Source organism: Argonema antarcticum A004/B2 (assembly GCF_023333585.1).
GTDB lineage: Bacteria > Cyanobacteriota > Cyanobacteriia > Cyanobacteriales > Aerosakkonemataceae > Argonema > Argonema antarcticum.
Genome location: NZ_JAIQZN010000006.1, coordinates 125,646 through 139,497, shown reverse-complemented (window position 1 = coordinate 139,497; position 13,852 = coordinate 125,646). Strand labels below are relative to the sequence as shown.

At 46.3% G+C, this 13,852-nt stretch carries 10 protein-coding genes and 1 pseudogene; 3 read left to right on the top strand and 8 right to left on the bottom strand.

Annotation, left to right across the window (positions count from 1 at the left end; genetic code table 11):
• Positions 1-74: 74 nt before the first annotated feature.
• The 3 genes from LAY57_RS04475 to LAY57_RS04465 all read right to left on the bottom strand — a co-directional run bounded on the left by LAY57_RS04475 (position 75) and on the right by LAY57_RS04465 (position 3,713).
• Entirely contained in the window at positions 75-1,028 is a 954-nt protein-coding gene (locus LAY57_RS04475; RefSeq protein WP_249065099.1) for a YsnF/AvaK domain-containing protein, read from the bottom strand.
• A 383-nt stretch (positions 1,029-1,411) separates the two neighbouring features.
• Positions 1,412-2,356 (bottom strand): DUF2382 domain-containing protein, encoded by a 945-nt coding sequence (locus LAY57_RS04470; protein ID WP_249065098.1) that lies wholly within the window; start codon positions 2,354-2,356, stop codon positions 1,412-1,414.
• A 508-nt stretch (positions 2,357-2,864) separates the two neighbouring features.
• Complete coding sequence (locus tag LAY57_RS04465) at positions 2,865-3,713, bottom strand: DUF2382 domain-containing protein (RefSeq protein ID WP_249065097.1); 849 nt, start codon at positions 3,711-3,713, stop codon at positions 2,865-2,867.
• Positions 3,714-4,126: 413 nt separating this feature from the next.
• Between LAY57_RS04465 and LAY57_RS04460 the strand changes: the two genes are divergently transcribed.
• The 3 genes and pseudogenes from LAY57_RS04460 to LAY57_RS04450 all read left to right on the top strand — a co-directional run bounded on the left by LAY57_RS04460 (position 4,127) and on the right by LAY57_RS04450 (position 6,423).
• Entirely contained in the window at positions 4,127-4,774 is a 648-nt protein-coding gene (locus LAY57_RS04460; RefSeq protein ID WP_249065096.1) for a bifunctional 4-hydroxy-2-oxoglutarate aldolase/2-dehydro-3-deoxy-phosphogluconate aldolase, read from the top strand.
• 575 nt (positions 4,775-5,349) lie between these two features.
• Positions 5,350-5,736: pseudogene (locus tag LAY57_RS04455) on the top strand (L,D-transpeptidase); the annotation flags it as partial.
• 126 nt (positions 5,737-5,862) lie between these two features.
• Complete coding sequence (locus tag LAY57_RS04450) at positions 5,863-6,423, top strand: L,D-transpeptidase (protein ID WP_249065095.1); 561 nt, start codon at positions 5,863-5,865, stop codon at positions 6,421-6,423.
• Positions 6,424-6,548: 125 nt separating this feature from the next.
• Here LAY57_RS04450 and LAY57_RS04445 read toward each other — a convergent pair whose 3' ends face one another.
• The 5 genes from LAY57_RS04445 to LAY57_RS04425 form a co-directional block, all read right to left on the bottom strand.
• Positions 6,549-8,147: an Hsp70 family protein gene (locus tag LAY57_RS04445; RefSeq protein WP_249065094.1), complete on the bottom strand. Its 1,599-nt coding sequence runs from the start codon at positions 8,145-8,147 to the stop codon at positions 6,549-6,551.
• A 223-nt stretch (positions 8,148-8,370) separates the two neighbouring features.
• Positions 8,371-9,567 carry a glycerate kinase family protein gene (locus tag LAY57_RS04440; protein ID WP_249065093.1) on the bottom strand — a complete coding sequence of 399 codons (1,197 nt, stop codon included), beginning with the start codon at positions 9,565-9,567 and terminating at the stop codon, positions 8,371-8,373.
• A 403-nt stretch (positions 9,568-9,970) separates the two neighbouring features.
• The gene (locus tag LAY57_RS04435) at positions 9,971-11,446 is read right to left on the bottom strand and encodes an ATP-binding protein (protein WP_249065092.1); all 1,476 of its coding nucleotides are present in this window, start codon (positions 11,444-11,446) and stop codon (positions 9,971-9,973) included.
• Positions 11,443-12,945 carry an SLC13 family permease gene (locus LAY57_RS04430; RefSeq protein ID WP_249065091.1) on the bottom strand — a complete coding sequence of 501 codons (1,503 nt, stop codon included), beginning with the start codon at positions 12,943-12,945 and terminating at the stop codon, positions 11,443-11,445. Before LAY57_RS04430 ends, LAY57_RS04435 begins: the two co-directional genes overlap by 4 nt.
• Before the next feature lie 70 nt (positions 12,946-13,015).
• Complete coding sequence (locus LAY57_RS04425) at positions 13,016-13,843, bottom strand: MBOAT family O-acyltransferase (protein WP_249065090.1); 828 nt, start codon at positions 13,841-13,843, stop codon at positions 13,016-13,018.
• Between the last annotated feature and the right edge of the window lie 9 nt (positions 13,844-13,852).

The following is a 13,852-nucleotide window of genomic DNA, read 5'->3' as shown; positions in this document are numbered from 1 at the left end:
GTGGGGGAGTGGGAGAGGAATTGAAGGTTTGATTGCCGGATTAGAAATATCCGAATTAGATGCGTGTTAGCTTATCAGGTTTCGGAACAGCGATCGAACCACTCTTGGTAAGTTTTCTGATGTTGGGTATCTTCAAGCACAACTTCAACACGCACTAGCTTGCACCCGTGAGGTTTCTGCTTAGCAATCGCATCTAAAAGCAAGCTTGCAGTTTTAAGAGAGGTAAATTCACCGCTGACATTTGGCTGAGTGTCCGGTCTTACAGTTTCAGTCGCTTCAATAGCCGGAATTTCTCCTTGTCCTAAATCAATTTCTGCTAATACCTTTAGTTCTGGACTAACTTGTTCAACAATCAGTACTTCATACTGGACTGGCACCTGTACCATCCGAGTTTCGATTTTTTTGCGAACAACTACTTCGCCTACTTTTCGTTTGTTAAGGTTAACGACCAGTCGTTCTTCCAGTAACCGAATAACCTCTTCTTCAACAATATCTGGTGCGTCAGCATAATCTAGAGAATCATCATTTTCAGGTAATTCTAGATGCTCCTGTAACTCCTCTGTGGGAGACATCTGGTCTGCATAAGAGCTAGCATAATGGGTTGGTGCCGGACTAACGTTAACCTTACCTATCACGGGCGATTGAGTATCCCTTGCCTGAAACGCTTCGACTGGCCTTTGTGAAGACTGCATTCCTGGAGTCTGTGAGCCTGTGTGTTCAGACATCGGCTGTATTTCAGTCATACTAATATCCACTAAAAGCGATTGGCTTTGATAATTAACTTGCTGAATGTGGCTGCTTCTTAATAAAAACGGTCGGGAATTTATCTGGGGATCGGCATCAGATATCACTAAGTTTAGCTGACGTGACTTATCAAGATGTACATCCTTTACTCTGCCCAGCAAACGGCCTGTACTGTCCAACACATAAAAGTTTTTTACCTTATTTCTTAGCTTATCCAGCAACACCTTGATGCGAAGATTTTTATTTGCGGCTACAAGCTTTTTTCCAGATGTTTCGCTGTTCATATCTTTCGCTATTTTGGGAAAGTATATTAATGTCCAAGTGGGATTGAATCTTTTCTAGCACAGGCAGAGCTTTTGGGGGGCTTTGCCTGTACTATTTTGAAATGCTGAATACATTTAGCTGGCTGAAAAATTGTGTTAGCAAATGCGTCAATTGGTATTACCAAAAATGATAAAAATCTAGGTGATGGTTCTATCTTTCTAGCGAATGATTAAGCTAGTTTTAATCTTTGTTAACGCTTAGGAAGAGCAAACCGCCTCTCCCGTACAAGCTTGTGGAGAACCCGATTTTTGGGGCATAGAGCATGGGTAATGCTTTATACAGCAAGGATTTCAGCAGAGCGATCGAGTTTATCGATCGCACGCTTGTACGGGAGAGCCCGGTTTTAGAAGCGATCGCTAGATGTTCTATCCATAATGGGATTACCATCGGTGTCGATATCTAACTCTTCGCGACGAATCGTTTCTTCGGCGTCAACTGTGTCCCGATCTATTACTTTCTTGACTACAACTTCCTCGCGCACAAAGGCTTCTTTGCGAATGTCGGGAGTTTCTTCGTAAACTTCGATTCGCGCTACTTCCCCTTCGCGGAAGTTAGCCACGCCGGGAGCAACTGCTATTCCAGCGTCTGTTGGAGTAGTGCGCTCAACGACAATTCGCTCTTTTTCGATCGGAACGGAAACCCGTGCAGTTTCAGTTTCAACGCGCTTGCCAACTGTTACTTCACCAGTTTTGGCGCGAGTTTTGTTGGCGATCAGCCGTTCTTCGTACAGTTTGAATGTTTGGTGATTTTCTTCGTTCAACCCGTACAGGTAGGGTTCTCGCTCGTAGTTGTAGGTATCGCGATCGAAAGTTGTGTAGTTAGCTCGATCGCCTATCGCTGCTGGCGAGGAAATCGCATAATCGGCGTCAACAGGTGCGGCAGTTTCTACAGGTAGCATCGGAGCGGTTTCAGGATAAAGTGATGCTCCCATAGAGGGGGTGCGATATACGTTTCTCACTCGTTCTTCGTAATCGTAATCGGGTACAACGCGATCGCTGTACTCAGGTAAGTTTTCCGCTTGCTCCCTAGTCATATTGATGGCATATACGCGCTCGGCCTCATACTCGATCCGCGACAGCCCAACAGGTAGTAAAACTTTCTTGCCAAAAATCCAAAAACCTAAATCGACGACCAAATAGCGGAAATGACCATTATCATCCACTAAAACATCGCTAATCGTGCCAAATTTTTCATCTGCTTCTGTATAGACACCAAACCCCTTGATGTCATCATCTTCAAAAGTCTCGCGGTAATTTGGATCGAATTCTTCGAGTTTCATTAGAGCCATGCTTATTTACCTCGGTTTTTTATTTGATACTATTAACAATAATTTTTTGCTTTTAATTTCTCATCTTTCTATAGACTGAATTACTAGCTTTCCTGGTTGACCAAAGGGTGTAGAACCCTTAACTATTTTGTTTATATGAAAAGATATGTATTAACTTTGAAAGCGCGTCTTTTATCTAGGAATTTGCACAAATTAATATTAAATTATATTAAGGCTTGTGAAGTGAAATAAGCGTAAGTATTTATAGCTAGGGAAGAGGGAAGAGGGAAGAGGGAAGAGGGAAGAGGTTACTCCGTAAGGGATTTGGGTAACAAGTAAGAGTTGGAGTTGCCCTAACCGACTTTCGTCGGTTGCTATATCACTAAAGATTAAAAGCGCTGATGCACCGCAGCACAAATCCCCCCCTTGCATCCCGGGAATAAAAATTCTTTTCGATCTACCCCCGTTTACTAGGGAAGCAAGATGGCGGGCGGTTGGGGGGATTTATGGGGTGTCTTCTATTGAGAAGCTAGATATTCCGGGGTCGATCCACAACCGAAGTACCCTGGGTGTTGAGATCTAACTCTTCGCGACGCAGTGTTTCTTCGGCATCCACGGTGTCGCGATCGACTTCCTTCCTGACATTAACTTCCTCGCGCACAAAGGTTTCTTTGCGAATGTCAGGAGTTTCTTCGTAGATTTCCACGCGAGCCATTTCCCCTTCGCGGAAATTAGCCTCACCGGGAGTAACTGCTCTTCCTGCGTCTGCTGGCGTAGTCCGTTCAACGACGACTCGCTCTTTTTCGATCGGTACTGAAACCCGTGCAGTTTCGGTTTCAACGCGCTTGCTAACTGCTACTTCACCAGTTTTATAACGTTCTTTGTTGGCAACTAGCCTTTCTTCATACAGTCTGATGGTCTGATGATCGCGCTCGTTGATGCCGTACAAACTTGGTTCTTGTTCGTAGTTGTAGCTATCGCGATCGGAAGTTGCATAATCCGGCTGCTGGGCAACTTGAGGACGATAAACCCCTCTGACTTCATCTTCATAATCGTAATCAATCCGGTCGAGGTTGTTGAACTCAGGTAAATTTTCCACCTGCTCTTTTGTCAGCCCCGTCGCATAGATGCGTTCCTCGTTCTCGTCGATCCGGGAACGCCCAACTGGTAGCAATACTTTCTTACCGAAAACCCAAAAGCCTGAATCGATGACGAAATAGCGAAAGCGACCGCTATCTTCATCGACCAGAACATCTGTCACGGTGCCAATCTTATCATCGGTTCCATCGGCATAGACATCAGTCCCCTTGATATCATCGCCATCAAAAAGTTCGTCACGGTAATTGGGATAAAAATCTTCTATTTTTACAAGAGTCATTCTATGTTTATCTCCAAATCTACACATAAATCTTATAATAATTGAATGTTTATATGCCTCTTTCTATAGAATGATACCTGACTTTAAATTGTTGATTTAGGGGCTATGTCATTAGGCATAAAATATGCAATATTTAGTTATTTTACCTTGTAGATCGGAGCTTAATTGATTCATCTAGGCGAAATATAAAAATAACATTTTTACTTTCATATTTACATCTTACTTAAGAATGATTGACTGCCATGCCCATAATCACGGCAATTATCTGTACAAAATGTATTAGATAAAAAGATATAGAAAACTGATAAGCTTAAATTTAAGGAGTTAATTGTTAAAAATAATATAGTTATGAATTAAAATTGATTGTTGGGAGTATTTCCTATACAAAATATGCCTAATAGTAGATGTGGAGAATGTCTAGTCAGTGTTGGTTAAAGCTGTTGCAGCAGCAACGATCGATCGCAGTCATCAGGGCCCCCCAGCTAGAACTAGGTCGCCAGATGGCAAGGGCGGTGGCAGCTGGAGGTATGGGCTTGATTGAGATTACCTGGAATAGCGATCGCGCACCAGAGCTGATCGCTCTTTTGCGATCGGAATTACCGGGGTGTACTATTGGCACTGGCACGCTGCTGAACTTAGAGCAGATGCAGCAAGCGATCGCATCAGGTGCCCAATTCCTCTTCACCCCCCACGTTGACCCAAGCCTAATTCGGGCGGCAGTCGATGCCGGTGTGCCTATAATACCAGGGGCTCTTTCTCCAACAGAAATTGTGACAGCACATCAAGCAGGAGCCAGCTGTGTCAAAGTGTTTCCCATCCAAGCAGTGGGAGGATCGAGCTACATCCGCAGTTTGCAAGGGCCTCTGGGAGATATCCCGCTGATACCCACTGGTGGGGTGACACTGGAAAATGCGAGAGAATTTTTGCTCGCAGGTGCGATCGCAGTTGGACTTGCAGGGGATCTATTTCCCCAAAAGCTAATCGCAGCCGAAAATTGGGAAGCTCTAGAACAACAGGCGCGAAACCTGATGCAACAGCTAGCCACTAACCCGATTAATTGATATACCATACAGAAAAAACCCGCCCTTGTTGCTGCTAGAGGTTAGCGGACTGAAGCGGTAAAATTCAAATTTTACGGCGTGAGGAGGAGTTCAACGTGAAAAAAATCATTTCTTCTTTCTGGTTGCGTTGTTCAGGAGCTTTACTGGTTGGTGTTGCATTAACCCTAACCGCATTTTCTGCCTGGTCAATACCCACTCAGAGAACAACTGTACAAAGAGAGAGGTCAATATCCACTCAAAGAACAACCGCACAAAAACGTCGGCCAACACCCACTCAGAGGATTACTGTACAAAAACGTAGGTTAATACCCGCTCAAAGAACAACCGCACAAAGAGGTAGGTCAATAACCGCTCCCAGGACTACTTTACAAAAACGTAGCCCAATAACCGCTCCCAGGACTACTTTACAAAAACGTAGACCAATAACCGCTCCCAGGACTACTTTACAAAAACGTAGACCAATAACCGCTTCCAGGACTACTTTACAAAAACGTAGACCAATAACCGCTTCCAGGACTACTTTACAAAAACGTAGACCAATAACCACTCTGACAACAACTGCACTAAAAGATAAAATCGCTAACAAAATCTTGGATATGCAAGAAACCCAGCAACGCTGGATTGAAGTTGACCTATCCAACCAAAAGCTGATTGCCTGGGAGGGTACAAGTCCAGTTCGTGCCGTTGTTGTTTCCACTGGCAAACAATCAACCCCTACCCGCGTCGGCACCTTTGCAGTTCAAACCAAATACCTATCTACTCGCATGAGGGGGCCGGGATACGATGTTAGCAACGTGCCTCACACCATGTACTATTCTGGAGGCTACGCTATTCACGGTGCTTACTGGCATAAGCGGTTTGGCACTCCGGTGAGTCACGGCTGTATCAATGTAGCCCTCGATCACGCTGAATGGCTGTTCAAATGGTCTAACGTTGGTACGCCAGTGATTGTCCACGAATAACAGGGAAAGTCAAAAGTCATTCGATGAAAGGATTTTGGATTTTGGATTTTGGATTTTGGATTGACCTCACAGATGAATCCGGCTGGATCTGAAATGAAGTAATCTAGACCCAGGAGGTAGTGAACTATGGAAACCATCATTCGGTCTGGTTGGTTACGTCGCTCAGGAAGTTTCTGGGCAGGTATGGCGCTAATACTGGTGACTTTATTTTCTTGGTCAATGCCATCTGAAGCGGCATCAAGGTCATCAAGGCAGGCGCAGCTACAGCAAAATAAAATTACCAAGACAGTCGCTAAATCGCGATCGAAAAGCAATAAAGTCGTCCGCGCACGCGCTAAAGGACGATGGATTGAAGTTAACCTGGCAAAGCAACGGTTAGTTGCCTGGGAAAATGGCAAAGTGGTTTATTCCACCCGCATTTCCAGCGGCAAACGTGCCACCCCCACTCGCCGGGGAATCTTTACTATTAAATCCAAGTACCGCGCCAAGACAATGCGTGGGCCAGGATATGTAGCTCCTAATGTCCCCTATACAATGTTTTACTCTGGGGGCTATGCCATTCATGGTGCTTACTGGCATAACCGTTTTGGCACACCAGTTAGCCACGGGTGCGTTAATCTGCCGGTAGGACAAGCTCGCAGGCTATATAGCTGGGCTAGCACGGGTACAAAAGTGGTAGTCCGCTAATCTAGGGGCTAGAGGGAGCGGGAGCGGGGGAGCGGGAGAGTGGGAGAGTGGAGATCTTTCCCGTTCCTCCTCTTCTTTCTTCCCTCTTCTCTCTTCCCTCTTCTCTCTTCCCTCTTCCCTAGTTGCTAGCTGAGCTGAACAACAGGCCGATCGTCTAAGAGCCTTTGGTTGGTAAGCTGGTCTTCAACGGTCATCCGCAGAAAGCGTTGGTCGTCTACCTGAAAAAGGACTTTGATGCGATCGCTTCCCGGATACCCAGGCGGTGTCAATTGAGCGATCGTGCGGGCACCTTCTCGGTCATTGAGAGGTTGTACTTGGGTCTGACCGTTGGTAAGATTGCGAGTAATGAGGCGATCGCCATCAAAATAAACTTCTGTACCGCCGCCAGTTTCAGCCCCCAATTCCCCAACTATTAATTCAATGCTGGGTTGGTTTTCCACTGAGGCACCCAGCAATAATTCTACCGGATCGCTCATGGGGTAAGGCTGTCCAGCTTTAATTAAGGGATGCCAGTTGTGCTGGTTGTGGCGTCTATCCCAGTAGCGAATGCCGTAACTGTGGTAGAGAAAGTCTTTGAGTTCAACGCCTTGGGTGAGCTGGATAGCACCTTGTGCGATCGCTTCAAAAGGTCGATCGCAACGAATTTTTGTCGCCTCGAAGTATTGCTGCACCCACGTTTGCACAGATGGGATTTGCACCGTACCGCCAACTAACAAAACAGCATCAATATCGGCAACTTCTAAACCTTGTCGTCGTGCTTGCTGTAGCACTTGATTCATTGATTCATCCAGTCGTTCAAAAAACTGATGTTCTCTGAGGATAGTTTCAAAGCGATCGCGGTCTAATTCTAGCTCATAGCTTTCAAAAGTTTCATCATTAAAATAAACTTCATTCGCCTGTCTTTGCAAAGAAAGCTTAATTTTTAACCGTTCTGCCAAGCGAGTTGTCAGCGCTGTTGACGCCAAACCTTGAGTTTTTGCGAAATGATCGATTATCCAATTATCAATATCCGAACCGCCCAAATTTTGTCCAGCTTTTGCCAGCACACGGGCTGTTTTTATCTTTTGGCTTGAAGATTCAGCCAGGGATTTTTCACCCCATTTGAGAATAAAACCCAGAGGTTTTTTGCTGGCCGAACTATCCAAACGCACCAGGGAAAGATCGAGCGTACCGCCGCCAAAATCTATTACTAGGATAACTTGCCGATCGCCCATTCCATAGCCCAAAGCCGCTGCTGTAGGCTCATCCAGCATTCGCACCTGTTCAACAGACAGGGATTGGCAAACTTGACCTAACCAGTGGCGATAAGCTTCAAAACTATCTACCGGCACAGTCAATATTAAAGATTGCCCGACATCTGGCAAAGTAGCTTGCAGTTTTTCAATCAGATGAGACAAGAACCATTGTCCAACCTGCTCAAAAGTAACTATCTTTCCATCCAGTTCGGGAAGAAATCCTTGGATAGAAGCGCCAATACCGCGTTTGAAACTGCGGAAAAATCGGGGGTCAGATTTGAGGTCAAGACCCCTGTCTAGCACCGCTTGTCCAACTACCACCTTACCGGAGGAAGCATCCTCAACATAAAGCAGACTGGGAATCAGGGGGGGATTTTGCCCAAGCGTCACCGAGACACCCGGTAAGCTTAAGGTTTCTGGCTTCTGGGTGACTGGGTTCCAGCGCGTGATTACCGTGTTGCTAGTTCCGAAATCGATTGCGATCGTCATTTAGCTAGTTTACCAGGAGATTGGGATTCGATCGTACTATGGTATAGAGCAGCCCAAACGCAAACACAGCATTATGAGTGAATCCACTTTCTCTCTTTATGAACGCGGAATTGATGGCATTTCAGTGCGTGGCTATAAGTCTAAGCTATTCTTTGGCTTGAAAATGGTGCAGAACCTGAAATAGAGCGACAATTAGGATTCCGACCCGAAGAAAGTGGCTAATTCAGAAAATTGGTAAAAGCTCTTTTTTGGGTTCTATACTGCTCAAATTGAGTTTCTGACCTAGCAAGATCAAACGCATGACGCGCTCAGCTGCATTGGTGAGGAGTTCGGGTGCATTGGCGATCGCCTCATCAAGTTCGCAAGGTGCTTCCAAAATACTTGCAAACGAGTCAATACCATACCTCAAATTCACATCCGCATCTTTACCAATTGTTCCGGCTATGACAACAACGGGCAAATTATGCTTCTTAGCACGTCGCGCCACTTCTGCGGGAATTTTACCTCGCGGCGTCTGCAAGTCAATACAGCCTTCGCCTGTAATAACTAGATCGACATTATGGAGTAAACTATCAATTTCCAGGTACTGCATCACGATGTCGTAGCGCGAGTGCAGCTTAGCACCTAAAAGTGCGTGCAAACCAGTGCCTAAACCACCAGATGCACCGCCACCGGACATTTCGCGGACATTTATTCCGATTTCCCGTTCGATCGCACCAGCATATTTTTCCAGAGATGCCTCCAGCCGCTCAACCGTTTCGGGTGAAGCACCTTTTTGGGGGCCAAAGACTCGCGCCACGCCATGTTGACCGCACAGCACATTGTGCCAGTTGCAGGCGACATCAATTTGCACTTGCTCAAGTCGCGGATCGCGATCGCTCAAATCGATGCGATCGAGCTTCAGCAGTTCACCGCCACCTCGTCCCAACTCCTTACCATCAGCATCGAGTAGATGGACGCCAAGCGCTTGAGCCATTCCAGCACCGCCATCATTAGTCCCGGAGTCCCCACAACCAATTAAGATACCTTCCGCACCAGCATCTAATGCGGCTTTAATCAGTTCGCCAACGCCGTAAGTAGTTGTCACAAGCGGATCGCGGACGCTACGTGGAACCAGTCGCAATCCAGCCGCCGCCGCCATCTCCAACACAGCTGTTTTAGCACCAGTACCGCCGAGAAATCCAAAGTGCGATTTTACGGGCCCCCCAACAGGCCCTGTTACAGTTAAATGGTGCAAAGTGCCGCCTGTTGCTGTCACAAGCGCTTTGGTAAAACCCTCACCACCGTCTACAAGCGGTGCTTTTTCAATTTTGGCGTCAGGTAAGACTCGCTGAATCCCTTGTGCAATGCAATCGGCTACCTCGTCCGCTTCCAAACTCTCTTTAAAACCTGAAGGCGCTATCAAAATACGTAGGCTCATGACGATCTCCTTGCGTTGATATCCGTTGCACCATTAAGTAAAGTGTGTAATTATCACTTGTTAAAGTGTGTATACCTTTAGAAGTAACCAGAAGTACGATCTTTCATATCTTAGGGATTTTTATTGCTTTTAGTTCATTTATTTTCGTGGTTTCATCACATTTGCATAGAAATTCCGAAAGAGTCCCTGTATTTACTTAGAGCCGAGCCGAAAAATCCACTAAACATCTCAGTTCATCTGCGTACTATATGAGAAGGCTGCGTCTACATCTGCGTTTATCTGTGTACCCTGCGGGAAGGCTTTGCCTACATCTGTATTCATCTGCGGTTAAATTTTAACCAACGATGACAACAGACAATTTCCCGATATCACTCTTACACTACCGATGCAACCGGACAAGATATCATTCGCGTAAAGGTAATTGAATCTGAACGTATGTACCCTGACCGGGTTCGCTTTCGATCGCGAGATTACCGCCGTGCTGTTCAACGATCGCCTTCGTCAGCTTTAGTCCAACACTGGGACGCTTGCGATCTGCGGTTTCGATGGTTGAAAAAGCTCGATCGATCAACGGTTGCTCTGCGCCCGTACCATTATCTGCTACTTCGATCGACAGTTGAGTTCCATCACCAATAATTGAAGATCTAATTCCCAATCTACCGCCGCGTTCTGGGAGTGCGGCTAGAGCATTACGCACCAATTCACTGACTGCTTCCCGCAGTTTGAGTCGATCGACAACCGCGTAATTGACTTCCGGCGCAATATCTAACTCGAAGCTAATACCCCGGCGAATAAACTCGTCCTGAAAACGCAGCAGCACTTCATAAACTAGCGCCCGGATATCGGTGCGTGCCAAATTCAAATCTAGGGGAAAACTAAACTCAGTTACACGCGCAACTACCTGCAATAGGCGATCCAGTCGATCTACCAACGCCTGCTTATCTTCGATCGCAATAACGTCATCCCCGTTAACTGAGTTATCTGCACCCATTTGGCTGACTTGCGATCGCAGTTGACACACCAATTGATGCAGCATCAGCCGCGACGGTATATTCTGCAAAGTCGAACTATCTGTCGCACCATCGCTGTTAGCAGGAACTGCTGCCAGTCCGATTCCCTGTTCGCGCTGAGCGATCGCCTCCATCATACGATTGAATGCTTGGTTAATCGCGCCCAGTTCGTCGTCGCGTTCCTCATCCAATCGGCGTTGCAAATCGCCCCGCGCGACATCATCTAATGCTTCCTTAACTTCGCCCAGCGGTGCAAACAAGTCAGATGCCAGATAAGCTGCTAGCAACAATATTAAAGAGATGATGCCAAAAGCTGCGATCGCCAGCACCAGATCTGCGGTTTGCCTGGTACCCTGAGTTTGTGCCCGAATAACCGTCCGGTAGTTTTGGTCAGAAGCTACCGCCTTCTCAGTTAAATTCTCAAAGGGTACGAAATCCTTTTCCAATTTACCTTCCATTAACTCGAAAGCTTCATTGTTGCGCCCAGCCTTGACCAAATCGAAGATCCGGCGGGAGTCTCGCACAAGATCCTCGTAAGCCTTGCGGACTTGCTGCACTTGTTTTCGTTCTTCTTCATCGTGGGCTAAATCCGCCCAGCGCTTAAAATCCTGTTCTACTGGTTTGAGTGACTTCTCAAATTGTTGCTTAGCATTTTTATCGCCCCTGACGACAGCATCCGGTACTTCCTTAACAGCGCGAAAAACCGCCGCGCGTACTCGCTGAAGCAGCAAACTTCGCAGATAATGGCTTTGAAGCTTGTCCTCGGTGTCTTGCCATTTAGCGATCGCCCACACCGTCACGCCAGCAGTTACCAACGCCAGCAGCGCCAGTCCTCCAAATGCAGTCAGCAGTTTTTTCCGCAAGTTCATAATTGTAAGCCAACCCAGCGCCAGTAGCCGTAATAAAACAGTACCATCAGCCCCAGGTGAACAAGTAGCAGCACCGAACTTAGACGCAGCAAATCGGCTGGCTGATAAGTTTCCCCTTCCAACTCCTGGAACATCAACAACGCTTTGGAACTTACCGGAAAAGTCAAGCAGTAGTCCATCCCAACTGTGCTGATGAACAAAACCGCAGTTGGATTTAACTGCAAACTGCTAGCCAGGTATAGCAAAGCGGGTACTAACGCCGCCGCCCTTGCTGTGTGCGATGTCATATATAAGTGAGAAGTTAGGGAGATAAACGCGAGTAACAGCAGAATCAAAGGACGAGATTCCGTACCCGCGATGCTGCTAAGTGCAAAAATGCGATCGATAATCCATTGAGCTGCGCCAGAATCAATCAATGCGCGTCCCAACACTAAGGCTGCACCCACGAAAATAATCAGATTCCACGAAACTGCTTTGAGTCCTTCTTTCCACTTGAGAACCCCAATACCCGGTAGCGTCAGCATCAGCGCACCAACCATTGTTACCGTTGCAATTTCTAGCTTGTGCCAACTTTCTGTCAGCCACAGGACGATCATCAGCGCCACTACTATCAGTGTCGTCCATTCTGCCTTTGACAGTGGTTTTTGTTTTTGTTGCGGCACTTGCAACTGGCGATCGAGCCTACCTTTATCTAAAAATAGCCACATAATTACCCAGCAGGAGGCATAACTAGCCACAATGCCAAATGGCAAGCCATAAAGAGCCCATTGGGCAAACGAAATTCGTTGTTTCGCAATCTGGCTTAGCAAGTCGTTGGCAACCAAATGAGAACCCGCGCCAATCAACGAGGTGATTGTCGCCACCAGGATTACAGTTGGCATCAGTATGGCTAAGGCACGGATGATACGTCGGTCTTCTGCGGCGTCGGCGATGCTGCGAAAGACTGGAATTGCGACTGCGGCTCGACCGGAGGTAGAAGGAATCAAGAATGAGAGGGGAATCAGCACGGTAGTCAACAACCAGAATACGCTGCGGACGTTACGCGATCGCGCTACAACTATCTGAGTCAGTCTCGCTGCCAAACCTGTTTTTTGTACTGCGCCTCCCAGTATAAAGGCACCGATCATCAGCCAAATTACATCAGATGCCAGCGCGTCAAACAGCGCCTCTTGCGAAGTTCCGCCAGCCAGAATCAGCAGCATCGTTGTCGCCAAAGCAACATAATCAGCGTTAATCGATGTGGTTGACCACAAGATTGCAGCTAGTATAAAGGCGAACAGCGCCATCCGCGCCGAGTAAGGCAGTGAGGCGGGGAGCAATACAGCGATGCCAGCTGTGAGAGTCAGCGCCAATGGCAATGCAGCGTCTACAACCCAGCGAAAACGCCTTGCACGGGGGATCTTTGCGGGCCTCTTCCGCGCATCAAATCGGCTCCAAATGCTCTCTTTGGTAGATCTAGCCTGGGTACTTGCAGCTTTTGTAGCAGATGCTTTACTCATTTCCGCTGTTTAGGATCGAGATATTGAAGTGACGTTCTGTGCCGATCGACTGTTTCTATCGCTCAGTCTTCTACCAGTGTTGGGGAAATTTTTGGCGTATGGCTATTAGAGAGTATCCGGCAAAATCTGCAAATATCTGCATAGAGTAGCCAAAGAGCAAGAATAAATTTGTAACGGTTCCCAACCCTTGATAGTAAGGAAAGGCAAGCCAGAAAGTGTAGTCTTTTAAGTTATCGGCTACAACCATTTTTAGAAAGTAACCAACAACCAGCGAGTGGAAGACAACATCCCAAGGTATATCTTTAAAATACTTAGTACTTATCTGCGGATAAAAGTTGTGCGCTTTTAGAATAGGGCCTGCAATTAAATGCGGGAAAAAAGCAACAAAAAAAGAGGTGTTTAGTAAGTGATTGATTAAATTTGAATCGACAATAGAAATTGCTTGGGAGTCTTTTTGTTTTCGACGCAGGACATCCACTACAAGGCTAATGCCCTCAAATGTGTAGAATGAAATTCCTATGGGAAGAGGTAAGTATAAAAGTAAAGCAATCATTCCCTCTGTGGGTGCATTAGATGGATTAAATCTATCAACAACTAGATGGGTAAGTAAAGCTCCATATTTGAATATTGACAGTATTGATATGTTAATAACTACCGCAAGTAAAGCCCAGAATAATTGCTTATTCTTCTTTTCTGCCTGACCTACCTGGAAACTGGCCAATCCATTTATAAGAATCGAGATTACCAGTAAAATGAGAAGAATAGGCGAACTCCAAGCATAAAATATAAAGCTAGCAATAACAAGGATGGCAATTTGATTTTTTCGGCAGAGTGGGAAGTAGTAGATACAGAATGTGATTAAAAAGAAAACTAAGAAAGTTGAAGTTGTGAATAACATAATTTTCTT

Bases quoted from the DNA above. Each gene is read 5' to 3' on its own strand.
- LAY57_RS04460 (WP_249065096.1), top strand. From the start codon at position 4,127: ATGTCTAGTCAGTGTTGGTTAAAGCTGTTGCAGCAGCAACGATCGATC.
- LAY57_RS04470 (WP_249065098.1), bottom strand. From the start codon at position 2,356: ATGGCTCTAATGAAACTCGAAGAATTCGATCCAAATTACCGCGAGACT.
- LAY57_RS04440 (WP_249065093.1), bottom strand. From the start codon at position 9,567: ATGAGCCTACGTATTTTGATAGCGCCTTCAGGTTTTAAAGAGAGTTTG.
- LAY57_RS04475 (WP_249065099.1), bottom strand. From the start codon at position 1,028: ATGAACAGCGAAACATCTGGAAAAAAGCTTGTAGCCGCAAATAAAAAT.
- LAY57_RS04435 (WP_249065092.1), bottom strand. From the start codon at position 11,446: ATGAACTTGCGGAAAAAACTGCTGACTGCATTTGGAGGACTGGCGCTG.
- LAY57_RS04465 (WP_249065097.1), bottom strand. From the start codon at position 3,713: ATGACTCTTGTAAAAATAGAAGATTTTTATCCCAATTACCGTGACGAA.
- LAY57_RS04445 (WP_249065094.1), bottom strand. From the start codon at position 8,147: ATGACGATCGCAATCGATTTCGGAACTAGCAACACGGTAATCACGCGC.
- LAY57_RS04430 (WP_249065091.1), bottom strand. From the start codon at position 12,945: ATGAGTAAAGCATCTGCTACAAAAGCTGCAAGTACCCAGGCTAGATCT.
- LAY57_RS04450 (WP_249065095.1), top strand. From the start codon at position 5,863: ATGGAAACCATCATTCGGTCTGGTTGGTTACGTCGCTCAGGAAGTTTC.
- LAY57_RS04425 (WP_249065090.1), bottom strand. From the start codon at position 13,843: ATGTTATTCACAACTTCAACTTTCTTAGTTTTCTTTTTAATCACATTC.